Below are 15,494 nucleotides of genomic sequence, written 5' to 3'. Positions count from 1 at the left end.
CGCCGGAGTCAAGCACTTGTTTCCCACAGCGGATCAGTGTTTCCATTGTCCGATGGGCTGGTGGATCCTGCTGCACATCGTGCTGTTCGTGTTCTGGCTGGGCGGAGACCTGGGCGTCTTCTACTCCAGCCGCTTCGTCCTGCGGCCCGACCTGCCGCCCGTCGCGCGCAACACCGCCCTGAAGATCATGGGCGGGCTGGACCTGGGCCCGAAGATCTGCCTGGTGCTGTTCCTGCCCAGCGGGGTCACCCTGATGGCCCTGGACTCCCACGGCGCGCAGCTCGGCGGCTTCACCCTCTTCCAGTGGTGGACGGTGCTGCCGGTGTGGCTCTTCGCGTTCGGCTGGCTGTTCCTGACGATCAGGGACCATCACGCCCCGGGGAAACACCCCCTGGTGCGGCGGGCCGACTGGGGCATCCGCATCACGCTGATCGGCATCCTGTACGCCCTCGCGGTGTACACCATCTTCGCCACCGAGCCGTTCGGCGTGACGAGCAACCCGAAGTGGCTCGGCGCGAAGGTGGCGCTCTACGCCACGGCCATCGCGTGCGGTCTGGGCATCCGGCTGACGCTGCGCGGCTTCGCCGCCCCCTACGGCGAGCTGATGACCAGCGGCTCGACGCCGGAGGTGGAGCACCGGCTGCGGCGGGCGGTGGACGGCTGCCTGCCCTACGTGTGGGGCATCTGGCTGTCCGTCCTCGCCGCCGCCGCGTTCGGGGTGCTCAAACCCTGGATGCACTAACCGGCGTGGTAGCCGAGATGGCCGGACACCCGGGCGGCCGCGGCGAGGAGCCGGTCGGCGCACTCGGCCATCCGCGGCTTGAAGCGCGACAGCGGGCCGGCCGCCGACAGCACCGCGATGACGTGCCCGTCATGGTCGAACACCGGCGCGGCGACCGACGCCGCGCCGACCTGGCGCTCCCCCATCGAGGTGGCGTAGCCACGGCGTTGGATCGCGGCCAGCTCCAGGCGCAGCGCGCCGTCCTCGACGATGGTCTTCTCCGTCAGCGCGCCCAGGGCGTGCTTCGCCAGGTACACCTCGATCTCGTCCTCGCCGAGGAAGGCCAGGAACGCCTTCGACGACGCGCCCGCGTGCAGCGGGTAGGGCGTGCCGAGCTGGACCTCCAGGCGCAGCTCCTGCTCGGGCACCACCTGGTCGACGTAGAGCCGCATGTCACCGCGGCGGATGGACAGGGTGGCGGTCTCGCCGGTCTCCTCGGACAGCCGGCGCAGCTCCGGCGCGGCGATCGCCCGCAGGTCGGTGCGGGCCAGGTAGGCCCGGCCGAGCGCCACGGCCGCGTGGCCGAGCGCATACCGGCGGGTGGTCGGATCGACCGTCACCAGGTCCCGGTTGCGCAGCGCGGTGAGGATGCGGTGCACCGCCGCCTTGGTCAGGCCGAGCTCGGCGGCGATCTCGGTGACGCCGAGGTCGGGGCGCCCGACCCGGCCGAAGAGCAGCAGGACGTCCATGGCCCGCTCGACCGCCGCGATGGAGCGGCTGGCGGAGCCGTCGGCGTTGTCGGCGCTGGACGCCGTCGTGGTGGTGGTCGACACCCCAGAAGTCTAAGCACAGATTTCCCTAGGGGAAACGGCGTCCGCGCATCGTTGACATCGCTTCACCGCCGTCGTTACCGTGACCGTGACAGCGTTTCGCTAAGTGGAACAGAAGGTGGGCGCGGGTGACGATCGACCCCGACACGTTCCGTTCGGTGCTCGCACAGTGGCCGAGCGGTGTCAGCGTCGTGACCACCGTCGCGGGCGACGGCTGGCACGGCATGACCGCGAGCTCCTTCTCCAGTGTGAGCATGGACCCGCCACTGATTCTCGTGTGCCTCAACCGGCGCATCATCACGCACGCGCTCATCGAGGCCAGCGGCGTCTTCGCGGTGAGCGTCCTGGCCAAGGACCAGACCGTGGTCGGGCGCCGCTTCGCCGGGCAGGAGGACGTCTCCGACCGGTTCGCCGGCGGCGCCTGGGAGACCCGGGTCACCGGCGCGCCGGTGCTCACCGACGCCGTCGGCTGGCTCGACTGCCGGGTGGTCCACGCGTACGCCGGCGGCGACCACACCATCTTCGTCGGCGCCGTGCTCGGCGCGTCCACCGCACGGATCGTCGCGCCGCTGCTGTTCCACTCCCGGGCCTGGGGCCAGCTGGCCGACGTGCTGCCCGACGAGGTCAGCGTCGCCGACACCGGCCTGCTCTCCGCGCTGCGCAACCACGCCGTCTCCGCCGGCGCCGCCGGCACCCTCGCCACCGCGCTGCGCGCCGCCGGGGTCCGGGTCCGGGTCCGCGACCCGTTCGGCTGCCTCACCTCCACCGGCGACCGGTCGACGGCGACCGCCCTGGTCACGACCGCCGACGAGGTCGCCGACGCGGCGCTGAGCGGCGCCGGGGTGATCGAGCTGCTCGCCGGCGACCCCGCGACCACGAAACACATCCTCGACGAGGCCGACCGCTACGACATGACGGCGACCTGCTGGCTGCCCGACGCGTTCGCGCCGGGCAACGGCAGTGCCGTCCTGGACGCCGTCGACCTGCTCGCCTCGCTCGGCTGCGCCGAGATCGGCCTGGACGAGGGCGCCGAGGCCGCCTCCCCCCGCCAGGTCCGGGAGCTGCTGCAGGACGCCACGGTCCGGGCCAGGCCGGTGTCGCTGCGGGTGCGCCTGCGCGACCGGCACGGCCTCGGCCTGGTCAACGCGCTGACGGCGATGAAGAGCGGGGTGCGGCACTTCGACACCACGCTCGGCGGCATCGACGGGGTGCTCGCCTGCGAAGACGTGCAGTTCCTCGCCGACCGGCTCGGCGTGGCCTGCGACAGCCCCCGCGCCGCGCTGGTCGCCGCCGCCGCCGAGCTCGAACGACATCTCGGCGGCGCGCTGCCCGGCCGCACCTACCGCGTACCGATCTCCTGAAAGGACTTCGCTGTCATGGCACAGCTCACCGCCGACCGTCTGCTGGACGGCCTGTCCGACGCCGAGCGCGGCCGGGCCGAACGCGTCGAATCCGTGCTGCCCGCGCTGCGGAAGGCCGCGGCGGGCGCCGACGCCGAAGGTCGCTTCCCGATCGAACACGTCGGCCTGCTGCGCGACTCCGGCCTGCTCGGCCTGGTCGTGCCGGAGGAGTACGGCGGCCTCGGCGGCACCCTGCGTGACCTCGCCGCGGCCACCTTCGCCATGGGCACCGCCTGCGGTTCGACGGCCCTGGCCTACTTCTTCCACAACACCAGCGCGTCCCGCGGGCTGCTGCCCCTGGAGGCGATCCGGGCCGGGCTGTTCGAGACCGACGAGATCCCGGCCGTCCGGGCGTTCGCCGAGAAGGTCCTGACCCGCATGGCCGAGGGCGTCTGGCTGGCCAACTTCGCCAGCGAGTCGGTGAAGAGCGCCGGCGCCAACATCTCCATCAGCACCACCGCGACGAAGACCGACGGCGGCTGGCTGCTCAACGGCGAGAAGTCCTTCGGATGCGCCACCGGCGTCGCCGACTACTACCTCACCACCGCCCGCCTGGCCGGCACCGACACCGCCGCCGGGCTCGCCACGTTCTTCGTCCCCCGCGACGCCGCCGGCGTCGGCGAGCGCCCGACCTGGGATGCCCTCGGCATGCGGGCCACCGCCAACCAGGGCATCACGCTCAACGACGTGTTCATCGCCGACGACGAGGCGCTGACCGTGCCCGGCGCGTTCGTGCGGATGCTGCAGGTCAGCCGCGGCTCGTTCGTCGGCAACCAGTGCGCCATCTCCGCGGTCTACCTGGGTTCGGCGCAGGCCGCGTACGACGCCGCGCTCGCCGCCACGACCGGCAAGGCGTTCGCCGACACCGGCCGGCCCGTCGCCAGCAGCCCCATGCACCAGGTGCTGTTCGGTGACATGACCGAGCGCCTCGAGACCGCGTACCTTTGGATCCGCCGGCAGCTGGAGCTCGAGACGTCCGAGCCGCCGCTGCGGAGCAAGGACGACGTGTTCCGCCAGTGGCGGATGGCGAAGGGCTCCATCACCGAGGCCTGCTTCGACGTCGCCGTCGGGGCGCTGAAGTGCACCGGCACGTCGGGCACCGCCAACACCGGGGTCATCGCCCGCGCCGTGCGCGACACCGCGATGTCCCTCGTCATGACGTTCCCCGCGGAGCGCGGCCGGCTCGAAGCCGCGAACCTGGTCACCTCGGGCGCGGAGAACGCGCTGTTCGCCAACGTGAGCGCTTCGTCCGCGAAGGAGCAGTGACATGCCAGCCCGGTCACTCGTCGACGGTGCCTGGGCACCGGCCACCCGGACCCTCAACGGCACCCTGGAGGACCCGGCGACCGGCGCGGTGCTCGGCCCGCAGCTCGGCAGCACCCGCGCCGAGGTCGAGGCCGCCCTCGCCGCCGCGGACCGCGCCGCCGCACCGTGGGCGGCCGTGCCGCCGGCCGAACGCGCCGACCTGCTCGACGCCTGCGCCGACGCCCTCGAGGCGGCCGTCGCCGGCATCGTCACCGTGGAGAGCGCGAGCACCGGCGTGCCGATCCGGCAGGCGACCCCGCTCGGGTTCATCGTCACCGGGTCGTTCCGGCTCGCCGCCGCGCAGCTGCGCGAGGGCTGGCTCACCCGCACCATGACCCGCGACGACGGCCGGCCCGTCACCGTGGAGCTGCTGCCGTGGGGGCCGGCGCTGTGCCTCGTGCCGTGGAACGCCCCGGCGCCGATGGCCGCGCACAAGGCCGCCAACGCCCTCGCCGCCGGCTGCCCCACCGTCGTCAAACCCAGCGAGTACGCCCCTCTGGGTACCCAGCTCCTCGTCGAGATCATCGCCGGGCTGCTGCCGCCGGGCGTGCTGCAGCTGCTGCACGGCGGCCCCGAGGTCGGCGCCACGCTCGTCGGCGACCCGCGGATCCGGGCCGTGTCGTTCACCGGCGGCGTCCCCGGCGGCCGGGCCGTCGCCGGGCAGTGCGCGTCCGGGCTGAAACCCGCGCAGCTGGAGCTCGGCGGCAACAACCCCCTGGTCGTGCTGCCCGACGCCGACGTCGACGCCGCCGCCCGCGCCGCCGTCGACCTGCTCACCACCCTCAACGGCCAGTGGTGCCGGGCCCTCGGCCGGCTCATCGCGCCGCACGACCTGCTCCCGTCGCTGCTCGCGGCGATCGGCGAGCGGCTCGCCGCGCTGCGCGTCGGCGACCCCGCCGACCCGGCCACCGAGCTGGGCCCGCTCATCCACAGCGGGCACCGCGCACTCGTCGCGGCCCGGCTGCTCGACCTCGGCGGCAAGGCGCACACGTTCACCGACGTGCCCGCCGGCGGGAACTTCTTCGCCCCCGCCCTCGTCACCGGCGCCGCCGAGGAGCCGGCCCGGCACGAGATCTTCGGGCCCGTCGCCACCGTGCACGGCTACGGCACCGTCGACGAGGCCGTCGCCCTCGCCAACGACACCGCCTACGGCCTGGAAGGCTACGTGTTCGGCACCGACGAGGCGGCCGCGCTCGCGGTGGCCCGGCTGATCCGGGCCGGCGAGGTGAAGGTCAACGGCTCCTCGGTGATGAGCCTGCACCTGTTCACGCCGCGGCCCGCGTGGGGCGTCTCCGGCCTCGGCGAGGAAGGCACCGCGGAGACCCTGCGCTTCTTCACCAACCCGCGGGTGACCGGCGTCGAGAACGGTTTCGCGCTGTGAGACGGCTCCTGACCGGTGCAGGCGTGACCCACCTGCCCGGCGTGTACGACCCGCTGACCGCCGCCCTCGCGGTGCGGGCCGGGTTCGCCGCGGCCCACCTGTCCGGAGCGGCCGTGTCGGCGCTGCGGCTCGGGCTGCCCGACCTCGGCTACCTGCACGGCACCCACATCGCGTCCGTCGCCGCCACCGTGACGCCCGCGCTGGGCGTGGTGCCGCTGCTCGCGGACGCCGACACCGGCTACGGCAACGCCCCGCACGCGGTGTGGACGGCCCGCCGCTACGCCGCCGCCGGGGTCGCCGGGCTGCACCTGGAGGACCAGGTCAGCCCGAAACGCTGCGGGCACCTGGCCGGCAAGGAACTGCTCGACGCCGGCCTGGCCGCGGCGAAGATCCGGGCGGTCGCCGAGGCCGGCACCGGCCTGGTCGTCGTCGCGCGGACGGACGCGTACACCGTCACCGGCCTCGACGACGCGATCGACCGGGCGTTACGGTACGCGCACGCGGGCGCCGACGCGGTGTTCGTCGAGGGTGTCACCGGTGTCGACGACCTCGCCGCCGTGCACGCCGCGCTGCCGGACATGCCGCTGGTCGTCAACCGTTCCGAGGCCGGCCCGGCCGCCTTCGTGGCCGACGCGACGCTCGCCGAGCTCGGCGTCCGGTTCGTCCTGCACCCGGTCGCGCCGCTGCTCGCCGCGCTGGAGGCGGCCCGGGCCGCGTACGCCGCGATCGCCGCCGACGGGCACGCCGGCGCGGTCCCCCGCCTGCCCTGGGACGCGTTCACCGGCCTGGTCGGGCAGGCCGACGCGCTCGCCCTGGACGCCCGCTACGCCCCGGAGGTGCCCGCATGAAGGTCGTCGTCGCCGGCGCCGGGCCGGTCGGGCTCACCGCGGCGCTCACCCTGCACCGCCTCGGCGTCGACGTCACCGTCCTGGAGGCCGGCGACGCCCTCGCCACCGAGTCGCGGGCCTCGACGTTCCACCCGCCGTCCCTGGAGATGCTCGCCGACCTCGGGGTCCTCGACGCGCTGCTGGCGCAGGGCCTGGTCTCGCCCCGCTTCCAGTACCGGGAACGCGGCGGCGGCATCATCGCCGAGCTGGACATGTCACTGCTCGCCGGCGACACCCCGTACCCCTTCCGCCTGCAGTGCGAGCAGAGCAAGCTGACCCGGCTCCTGCTGCCGCTGCTCCCCCCGGGAACCGTCCACTTCGGACAACGCGTCGACCGGGTGACCCAGGACCGCACCGGGGTGACGGTCAACGACACCTTCCGGGGCGACTGGCTCGTCGGCGCCGACGGCGCCAACTCCGCGGTGCGCCGGTCGCTGTTCGGCGACGCGTTCGAGGGCATCACGTATCCGGACCGGTTCCTGGTCGGCTCCACCGACGAGGACCTGACCGCGCTGCTGCCCGGCATCGCCGAGGTGAACTACCTCTTCGACCCCGTCGAGTGGCTCGTCGTGCTGCGCACCCCGGACCACTGGCGGGTGCTGCTGCCGACCCCGCCCGACACCCCCGACGACGTCGAGCGGGCCCGCCTGCCGGAGCGGCTGCTCGGCGTCGCCGACCCGGGACGGCCGTGGCGGATCGCGCACACCACGCTGTACCGCGTGCACCAGCGGGTCGCGGAGTCCTTCCGGGTCGGGCGGGTCGTGCTCGCCGGGGACGCCGCGCACATCAACAACCCGCTCGGCGGGATGGGCATGAACTCCGGCATCCACGACGCGGTCCTCCTCTCCCGCGCCATCGCCGCCGGGGACGACGACGCGGTCACGGCCACCGCCGCCGCCCGCCGGGACGTCGCCCGCAACTACGTGCAGAAGACCACCCACAGCAACTGGGAGAAGCTGCGTGCCGGCGGCGCCTCGGCCTACGCCGACGAGCTGCGCGCGCTGGCCGCCGACCCGGTCGCGGCCCGCGCCTATTTGCTACGGTCCTCGATGATCGCTTCACTGCGGGAGGGGGCGGCGTGAGCATCCAGCGGGAGAACCCGGCGCGGCACACTGAGATCGTCGGCCGGGTCACGCCCGTGACCCGGAACATCCCCGACCGGGTCGACGACGCCGTCCGCGCCGCCCACGCGGCGTTCCGCGAGTGGTCGGCCGCCCCGATCGACGACCGGCTCGCCGCGCTGCGCGACACCGCCGAGGCGATCGACGACGCCCGGGAGGAGCTCGCCACCCTGCTCGCCCGGGAGATCGGCAAGCCGCTCGCCGACTGCCGGGGCGAGATCGGGTTCGCGGTGCAGCACCTGCGGTGGGTCATCGAGTACGCGCCGGCCGCGTACGCCGACCAGGAGCTCGACGACGCCCGGGGCCGGCTGCTCAGCATCCGCAAGCCCTACGGGGTCGTCGTCGCGGTCACGCCGTGGAACGCGCCGGTCATCCTGGCCATGCTCAAGCTCGCCGCGGCGCTCGCCGCCGGCAACACCGTCATCGTCAAGCCGTCACCGCTCGGCCCGCTCACCGTCGACCGGATCGTCCGGCTGTTCCAGGAGCACCTGCCGGAGCACGCCGTGCAGGTCATGCACGGCCACGCCGACCTCGTCACGGCGCTCGTCACGCACCGGCTGGTGCGCAAGGTCGCGTTCACCGGCGGCGAGGACGCCGGGCGGGCCATCGCCGCCGCCGCCGCGGACCGGCTCATCCCTTCGGTGCTGGAGCTCGGCGGCAACGACCCCGCGGTGTTCCTGGACGACGCGCCGTTCGACGACGCCGCCATGGAGCGTCTTGTCATGGCGAGCTTCGCCACCGCCGGGCAGGTGTGCATGGCGGCGAAGCGGCTGTACGTGCCCCGCGACCGGTCGGGCGAGTTCGTCGACGCCTACGTGGCCGCCGCCGCCCGGGTCCTCGTCATCGGCGACCCCCTCGCCGACGGCGTCACCATGGGACCGCTGATCAGCGCCGACGCGCAGCGCCGGGCGTTCGACCTGGCGCTCGCCGCCGACCACACCGCGAGCGGCATCATCGACCTGGGGCAGGACGGCGAGGGCTACAGCGAGACGGAGGGGTACTTCTCGCCCGCGCTGCTCGTCGTCGACCCGCGCCCCGACGCGGCACTCATCCGCGAGGAGCAGTTCGCCCCCGTAGTGCCCCTCATCCTGTACGACACCGAGGACCAGGTCCTGGCCATGGCCAACGACGACGACCTCGGCCTCGGCGCGTCCGTGTGGAGCGCCGACGAGGAGCGGGCGTTCGCCTTCGCCCGGCGCATCGAGGCCGGCTTCACGTTCGTCAACACGCACAACCGCACCGGCATGTCGCTGCGGGCCCCGTTCGGCGGGGTGAAGCGGTCCGGATGGGGTCGCGAGTACGGCGAGGAGGGCCTGGCCGAGTACGTGCAGACCTGCGTGGTGCACGCCCCGGCCGCGTTCCGGGCCGGCGGCGCCGGCCTTTCCCCCACCGCGTACCCGTCCTGAGTCACCGCCGCCCGAGGGCCACGTCGGTGGCGGCGGCGGCGAGGGCGAGGACCAGGGAGCCGATCGCGACCATCAGCGCCATCTCGAACGCGGCCGTCCAGTTGCCGGACGTGGCGGTGAGCCGGGCGAAGAACACCGCACCGATCGCCGCGATGCCGAACGCCGCGCCGACGCGCTGCGCGGTCTGCACGACGCCGGCGGCGCTGCCGGCCCGGTCGACGGGCACGTCGGCGAGGGTGAGGGTCTGGTTGGGGGTGATGACCAGGCCGCTGCCGATGCCGGCGACCAGCAGCGGCACCGACAGGGCCCACGCCGAGTCGACGGTGTGCAGGACCAGGAGCGTCCCGGCCAGGCCGGCGATGACGGTGAGCAGCCCGGCGACGACGAGGGGCCGGCCGAAGCGGTTGACGACCCGGCCGCCGGCGAACGCGGCCAGGGCCGAGCCGAGCGCGAACGGGGTCGTGGCCAGGCCCGCCTGCAGCGCGGTGAAGTGCTGGCCGCGCTGCAGGTACAGGGTGAGGATGAAGAAATTGGCGGTGAACCCGGCGAAGTACAGCAGCACCAGGGTCGTGCCGAGCGCGTAGGAGCGGCGGCGGAACAGTTGCAGGTCGGCGAGCGGCACCCCGGGGTAGCGCAGCTCCCACCAGACGAAGCCGCCGAGGGTCAGGGCGCCGGTGCCCAGCAGGTACCACTCCCGCTGTTCGATGAGGGGCAGCAGGATCTGCACGACGGCCAGGCCCAGCAGCAGCACCCCGACCGGGTCCAGGCTCTCCCGGCGGATCCGGTCCGCGGGGCGCCGGGGTATCAGCCGCCAGCCGAGCACGGCGGCGGCGAGCCCGACCGGCAGGTTGATGTAGAACACCCAGCGCCAGCCGTCGCTCGCCCCGGCCAGCTGGATGATCACCCCGCCGAGCAGCGGGCCGGCGGCGGTGGCGATGCCGATCGTGGCGCCGAGCAGGCCGAACGGCCGGGCCCGCTCCGGCGGTGCGTACAGCCGCTGGATGAGCCCGGTCACCTGCGGGTTCACCACGCCGGCGAAGGCACCCTGCACCAGGCGGGCGGTGACCAGCCAGGCCTCGTTCTGCGCCGCCCCGGCCGCGGCGCTGGCCGCCGTGAACCCGAGGAGCCCGGCCACGAACACCGGCCGGATCCCGCGGGCGTCACCGAACCGGCCGGCGGGCACCAGCAGCAGCCCGAACGTCAGCGCGTATCCGGACAGCACCCACTGCAGGCCGCTCGCCCCGACGTGCAGGTCGGCCTGCATCGACGGGATCGCGACGTTGACGATGCTGACGTCGAGCAGCGTCATGAACGCCGCCACGAGGGCGATCGCGAGCGCCCGACCCCTCATCATCGCCGCGGCTGGTACCCGCCCGCAGGCCGTTCATGCGGGCCGCCCGTCACCAGCTGCTGCCGCCGCTGTCGGAGCTGTACCCACCGCCACCACTGTCGCCGGAATAGCCGCCGCTGTCGCCGGACCCGGAGTCACCCGAGAAGCCGCCGTAGTCGGTGGAGCTGCTGGAGCCGGAGTCGCCCGGACCGCTGTCGTCGAAGGTGCGGTGCACCAGGCCCGTGACCACCCCGTCGACCGCACCGTCGAGCGCGGCGCCGGCCCAGGACGACCCACCGCCGGTTGACGTGGGATACGACCAGCCGGACCCGGCCGCCTGGAGGCGGGGACGGGTGATCTGCGAAGGCCAGCCGCCGGGCGGCACCAGCGCCTCGGCCTCCGCGGCTCTGCCCCGGCCGCGCAGGATCAGGTACAGCGAATACCTGACCACCGGGTCGTCCTGGTCGGGGTGGGCGCGCAGCACGTCGATCGCCTGCGAGGGTTTGCGGCGCCGCACCATCAGCCCCGCCAGCGCCGCCAGCACGGACGGGTCGCGCATGCCCAGGCGCAGGATCTTCTCGGCGTCGGCGAGGCGCTTGCGTGCCACGAAGCCCCGAGCGACCCGCCGCAGCAAGTCGGCGGCGCGCTGGTCCAGCGGCGCGTCGCCGAGCAACGCCATCGCCGTGTTCACCTCCGGCATGGCTTTGGCGGGCGCGCCGTTCTCGACCAGCAGTGCCGCGTGGAGCAGGCGCTCGTGCATGTCGTCGGGCAGCCGCGCGACCATCTCGGCCTGCAGCGGCACCGCGAAGCTCGAGTAGCGGTAGGGCCCGGGCACCATCGCCCGCAGCTGCTCCACGGTGCCCGACCCGGCGATCTGCGTCGCCAGCGTCCGCACGTCGTCGTCGCGATACTGGCTGCGCATCAGGTCGGCCAGCTCTCGCAGGTGCGGCAGGCTGCCCTCGGCGATCCCCTCGCGCAGCACCAGCTCGGCGCCCGGGTCGTGCCGGGCGGTCTCCGCCACGACCCGGGCGTGCAGCTCCAGACCGGGGTCCTTGGCCAGGGCGTACCGCAGCCGCCGCCCGCGGAGCGGCTCGTGCGGGTCGCCGAGGACCGTGCCGAGCGCCACGAACGCGACCCCGGCGCCCACGACCCCGCAGACGATCGGCGCGATCCAGTTGCCCCAGATCAGCCAGGCGCCGCCGGCGAGCACGAACGGCGGCAGCACGGCCGCGACCCGCAGCGCCCACTCGGTGAGGACGGTCGGCCACAGCGGCACTCCCCGGTACGCGCGCAGTCGCATGCGTCGATCATGCCGGACTGCGGCAAGCTCAGAAGTCCACCACCGTGCGCGCGGCCAGGCGCGGCCGCAGCCAGGCGCCGACCTCCTGGTGCGCCTCGTGCGCCTGATACCCGCGCAGCCCGTCCACGTCGTCGTGGGTGGTGATCATGCACAGGTCGCCGGACACCTCGCTGCGCACGGTGTCCAGCCCGAGGGTCATGGACAGGACCTGCGGCACCACGCCGACCAGGCCCTCCAGGAGCTCCTTGGCCTTCGGCGCGTCGCCCGGATCCGCGAACTTCATGATGACGACATGGGTCAGCACGAGCATCGACCTCTCTTTCAGTGAACGCGCGGCGAGTGTATGTTCGGGAAACACTGTTCCGCTAGAGGAACCAGGAGGCCCTCGTGAGGGTTGCCGCTGTCCAGTTCGCCGTCGGTCAGGACGTGTCCGCGAACCTCGCGAGCTGTCTGCGGATGATCGACCAGGCCGCCGCCGAGCGCGCGGATCTGGTGGTCCTGCCGGAGTTCTGCAACCACCTGTCGTGGTACGACGACCGCGACCACGCCCGCCGCATGGCCTGCCGCCTCGGCGACCCGTTCCTGACCGCGATCGCCGCGCGTGCGGCGCAGCACGGCTGCTTCGTCAAGATCAACGTCACGCTCGCCCAGGACGACGGCCGGACCACCGGCACCAACCTGCTGTTCGGCCCCGACGGCGCACTGCTGGGGCAGAGCGACAAGCAGACGCTGATGGGCAGCGAGAACGACCACCTGCACCGCGGCAGCGAGAACGGCCCGGTGATGGCCACCGGCTTCGGTACCGTCGGCATGTATGCCTGCATGGAGGGCGTCGCTCCGGAGGTGGCCCGCGGTCTCGCGCTGCGCGGGGCGGAGGTCCTGCTCAACAGCCTCAACTCGTTCGCCACCGACGAGGCGAGCCTGCACATCCCGGTGCGGGCCGCGGAGAACAGGGTCTGGGTCGTGGCGGCCAACAAGGTCGGCCCGCTGCTGCCCGCCGACAAGCTCGACGTCATCAGCGCCGGGCTCAAGGTGCCGCCGGAGTGGCTGCACGGGGCCGGGGAGAGCCAGATCGTGGCGCCCGACGGCACGGTCGTGGCGAAGGGGCCGCGGACCGGCGAGGCGGTCGTCGTCGCCGACATCGACCCCGCCCTCGCCAGGGACAAGCGCCGCCCCGACGGCACGGACCGCTTCACCGCGCGGCGCGGGTCCGTCTACGCCCCGATCGGCCGGCCGCCCCAGGACCCCCGCCCGCCACAGGCCGCCGAGTCGCTGCACGCGGCGGTGGTGCGGGGGCACGGCGGCGTGCCCGAGGCGCTGTCCGCCGGCGCCCGGCTCCTGGTGCTGCCCGAGCTGCAGGACCCCTCGGTCGTGGCCGCCCTGCAGGAGCTGCTGCGGGACACGGCGGCGGTCGCGGTGACCAGCGTCGTCGAGGACGGCGCGCACACCGGCGTCGTGGTGTCCGCCGCCGGCGTCATCGGCCGGCAGCTGCAGCTGCACCCGGTCGCCCGGCTCGACGGCCGGGTCGACCGGCACGGCGACGGCCTGGAGACGTTCGACCTGCCGTGGGGCCGCCTGGCGGTGGTGGTCGGCGACGACGCCATCTACCCGGAGGTGTTCCGCCTCGCCGCGATCGCCGGCGCCGACGTGGTGGCCGTGCCGTTCAGCCCGGCCGAGGACTGGGAGCTGGCGCTCGGCCTGCCCGAGCGCGCCGCGGAGAACCGGCTCAACATCGTCGCCGCCACACCCCTCGGCACGCCGGCCGCCTTCTACGCGCTGAGCCCCGACTTCACGCTGTGGACCGCCTGGGAAGGCCCGTTCACCGGCCGGATCAGCCACCCGCTGGTGACCGAGGTCCCGGCCGGCACCGCGGTCGCCACGGCGGTCCTCGCCCCCGCGCAGAGCCGCAACAAGCTCGTCTCGCGCGGCACCGACCTGCTGGACGGGCGACCCTGGCAGCTCGTGGACGCGCTGACCCGTTGACATCCGTTACCCGTAGCGAAACACTGTTTCCATAAAGGCCTGAGAGTTGGAGAGTGAGCGCGTGGAGGAAACCGTCCAGCACGTCGAGGAGATGCTCGACGCCTCGCCCGTCATCGACGTCAACGACACCTTCGCACAGTTCCAGCAGCTCCTGGCGGATCTCAAGGCCAAGATCGACGCGAGGTTCGCCACCACCCGCGATCCGTCGACGGAGCCGCTGGAGCAGTACGGGACGTATCCGGAGGGACCGGGCGGCCGGGTGGCCGCCTACAGCGGGCCGGAGGTCGACTGGATGGTGCACTCGTGGCTGGGCGACCCGTCGCGCAGCTTCGTCAACCTGCACCTCACCTGCTGGCTCGGCCCCCAGGTCAAGGTGCCGCACCTCGGCATCGCGCTGCTGTGCTGGCCGGGCGGCTGGTTCTACACCGACTACATCCCGCGCACCGACATCGTCGTGGACGGCGACTACTTCGACCGCTACTACGCGCCGCCCAACGAGGCGTGGCTGGAGCACCGGGCCGACCCGGAGTTCGCCTGGTTCACCAGCCGGGCCGGGTTCATCCGCGCCTCGCTGTCGCCGAACGCCTACGTGTACTCGTTCGAGCGCACGGCCCGCAACATCCAGGTGGTCAGCGACCGGCTGCACGCCCAGGTCGACCAGTGGCTCACGTGGGTCGACGAGGCCCCCGAGGTGCCCGCCGGCGAGCGTGACGCGCTGCGCGAGCGGGACCTGGCGACCCGGCGCAACATCGCCGACCGCGACCCGGCCAACGTCATGGGCGTGCGCTACTTCGGCGAGGAGACCACCCAGCGCCTGGTGCGGGCGCTGTGGGGCGGCGACCGCGAACTGCCCCGCCCATGACGACCGTCCGATCCCTGTGGTCCGCCGTGACGATCCCCGGCGCGCCTGAGCCCTACGCCACCGCCCATCTCAAGGTGCACTACCCGGCGCTGGTGACCGGCTCGGACACCGAACGGCTCAGCGGCGTCTTCCAGGCCGACCCGGCCGGCGGGCCGCACCCCGTGGTGCTGGTGCTCAGCGGCATCAACGTGGGCCAGGACGCGTACCGCTGGCTCGCCGTCGAACTCGCCCGGCAGGGTTTCGTCACGGTCACCTACGACTGGGTCGGGCCGCTGTTCGCGGGTCAGGTCGGCATCACGCCGGGCGTGGACCTCGCCCTGGCCCGGCCGGACACCTACGGCGACGGGCCGACCTGCCAGGCGATCGCGCCGCTGTTGCACGAACTGGCCTCGCTCAACGCCGCTGAGGGGCCGCTGCGCGGCGCCCTGGACCTCGACCGGGTGGCGCTGTTCGGGCACTCCGCCGGCGGCACCGTCGCGCTGCAGTCGGGGCGCTTCTTCCCGCAGGTGCGGGCGGTCGCGACCTACGGCGCGCACACCATGGTCTCCACCATGCTCGGCTGGCCCGCGGGCCACATCGCCGACGCGCTCGTCGAGTCGCCGGTGCTGCTCCTCGCGGGCACCGAGGACGGCGTCATCGCCGCGTCCGCCGACCGCTACGGCGCCTCGGCGGACGGGTCGCACGACCCGGTCAACCGCACGTTCGACGAGGCGCTGAAGGACCGCGACGGCGAGCACGTCCTGGCGACCCTGGCCGGTGCCAACCACTTCAGCGTCGTCGAGCCCGCCGACCCCACCGCGGCCCGGTCGTTCCTCGACCGGCCGTCCACCGTGGGCGACGCGACGGCCCGCGGCGCCATCGCCGGGCTGCTGTCCGCGTTCCTGCGCACCCATCTGCGCGGCGGCGACCCGGCCGCCCTCGACACGTTCCCCCAGGACCTGGTGTCCGTCCGGCGCCGCTAGGAGCCT

At 73.7% G+C, this 15,494-nt stretch carries 14 protein-coding genes; 10 read left to right on the top strand and 4 right to left on the bottom strand.

Going from position 1 to position 15,494, the window contains the following annotated elements:
• Window positions 1-52: 52 nt before the first annotated feature.
• Window positions 53-742 (top strand): hypothetical protein, encoded by a 690-nt coding sequence (locus Dsi01nite_RS43945; RefSeq protein WP_203852385.1) that lies wholly within the window; start codon window positions 53-55, stop codon window positions 740-742.
• Here the strand turns inward: Dsi01nite_RS43945 and Dsi01nite_RS43940 are convergent.
• Window positions 739-1,554 carry an IclR family transcriptional regulator gene (locus tag Dsi01nite_RS43940; protein ID WP_239136615.1) on the bottom strand — a complete coding sequence of 272 codons (816 nt, stop codon included), beginning with the start codon at window positions 1,552-1,554 and terminating at the stop codon, window positions 739-741. The genes Dsi01nite_RS43945 and Dsi01nite_RS43940 overlap by 4 nt on opposite strands.
• 125 nt (window positions 1,555-1,679) lie before the next feature.
• On the opposite strand from Dsi01nite_RS43940, the gene Dsi01nite_RS43935 reads away from it, so the two are divergent.
• From Dsi01nite_RS43935 to Dsi01nite_RS43910, 6 genes are read left to right on the top strand one after another with little or no spacing between them, the layout of a single operon-like run.
• Complete coding sequence (locus Dsi01nite_RS43935; protein ID WP_203852384.1) at window positions 1,680-2,912, top strand: flavin reductase; 1,233 nt, start codon at window positions 1,680-1,682, stop codon at window positions 2,910-2,912.
• Between the two features lie 15 nt (window positions 2,913-2,927).
• A complete protein-coding gene (locus Dsi01nite_RS43930) occupies window positions 2,928-4,217 on the top strand; it encodes an acyl-CoA dehydrogenase family protein (RefSeq protein ID WP_203852383.1) in 1,290 nt (429 codons plus the stop codon).
• Between the two features lies 1 nt (window position 4,218).
• The gene (locus Dsi01nite_RS43925; RefSeq protein ID WP_203852382.1) at window positions 4,219-5,637 is read left to right on the top strand and encodes an aldehyde dehydrogenase family protein; all 1,419 of its coding nucleotides are present in this window, start codon (window positions 4,219-4,221) and stop codon (window positions 5,635-5,637) included.
• Window positions 5,634-6,485, top strand: a complete 852-nt coding sequence (locus Dsi01nite_RS43920) for an isocitrate lyase/PEP mutase family protein (RefSeq protein WP_239136614.1) — start codon at window positions 5,634-5,636, stop codon at window positions 6,483-6,485. Before Dsi01nite_RS43925 ends, Dsi01nite_RS43920 begins: the two co-directional genes overlap by 4 nt.
• Complete coding sequence (locus tag Dsi01nite_RS43915; RefSeq protein ID WP_203852380.1) at window positions 6,482-7,606, top strand: FAD-dependent oxidoreductase; 1,125 nt, start codon at window positions 6,482-6,484, stop codon at window positions 7,604-7,606. Before Dsi01nite_RS43920 ends, Dsi01nite_RS43915 begins: the two co-directional genes overlap by 4 nt.
• Window positions 7,603-9,051: an aldehyde dehydrogenase family protein gene (locus tag Dsi01nite_RS43910; protein WP_203852379.1), complete on the top strand. Its 1,449-nt coding sequence runs from the start codon at window positions 7,603-7,605 to the stop codon at window positions 9,049-9,051. The genes Dsi01nite_RS43915 and Dsi01nite_RS43910 overlap by 4 nt, the downstream gene beginning before the upstream one ends.
• A 1-nt stretch (window position 9,052) precedes the next feature.
• Here Dsi01nite_RS43910 and Dsi01nite_RS43905 read toward each other — a convergent pair whose 3' ends face one another.
• From Dsi01nite_RS43905 to Dsi01nite_RS43895, 3 genes are read right to left on the bottom strand one after another with little or no spacing between them, the layout of a single operon-like run.
• Complete coding sequence (locus Dsi01nite_RS43905) at window positions 9,053-10,405, bottom strand: MFS transporter (protein ID WP_203852378.1); 1,353 nt, start codon at window positions 10,403-10,405, stop codon at window positions 9,053-9,055.
• Between the two features lie 46 nt (window positions 10,406-10,451).
• Window positions 10,452-11,681, bottom strand: coding sequence for a hypothetical protein (locus tag Dsi01nite_RS43900; protein ID WP_203852377.1), 1,230 nt, complete (start codon window positions 11,679-11,681; stop codon window positions 10,452-10,454).
• Between the two features lie 28 nt (window positions 11,682-11,709).
• Complete coding sequence (locus tag Dsi01nite_RS43895; RefSeq protein WP_203852376.1) at window positions 11,710-11,991, bottom strand: Dabb family protein; 282 nt, start codon at window positions 11,989-11,991, stop codon at window positions 11,710-11,712.
• Window positions 11,992-12,068: 77 nt separating this feature from the next.
• On the opposite strand from Dsi01nite_RS43895, the gene Dsi01nite_RS43890 reads away from it, so the two are divergent.
• The 3 genes from Dsi01nite_RS43890 (at window position 12,069) to Dsi01nite_RS43880 (ending at window position 15,488) form a co-directional block, all read left to right on the top strand.
• Window positions 12,069-13,664 carry a carbon-nitrogen hydrolase family protein gene (locus Dsi01nite_RS43890; RefSeq protein WP_203852375.1) on the top strand — a complete coding sequence of 532 codons (1,596 nt, stop codon included), beginning with the start codon at window positions 12,069-12,071 and terminating at the stop codon, window positions 13,662-13,664.
• 61 nt (window positions 13,665-13,725) lie between these two features.
• Window positions 13,726-14,526 (top strand): oxidoreductase, encoded by an 801-nt coding sequence (locus Dsi01nite_RS43885; protein WP_203852374.1) that lies wholly within the window; start codon window positions 13,726-13,728, stop codon window positions 14,524-14,526.
• On the top strand, window positions 14,523-15,488 hold the full coding sequence (locus Dsi01nite_RS43880; protein ID WP_203852373.1) for an alpha/beta hydrolase family protein: 966 nt from the start codon (window positions 14,523-14,525) through the stop codon (window positions 15,486-15,488). Before Dsi01nite_RS43885 ends, Dsi01nite_RS43880 begins: the two co-directional genes overlap by 4 nt.
• The last annotated feature ends 6 nt before the right edge of the window (window positions 15,489-15,494 follow it).

It is taken from the genome of Dactylosporangium siamense (assembly GCF_016862795.1).
Lineage (GTDB): Bacteria > Actinomycetota > Actinomycetes > Mycobacteriales > Micromonosporaceae > Dactylosporangium > Dactylosporangium siamense.
Note: the sequence above shows the minus strand (reverse complement) of the source record. Positions and strands in the feature narration are given on the sequence as shown.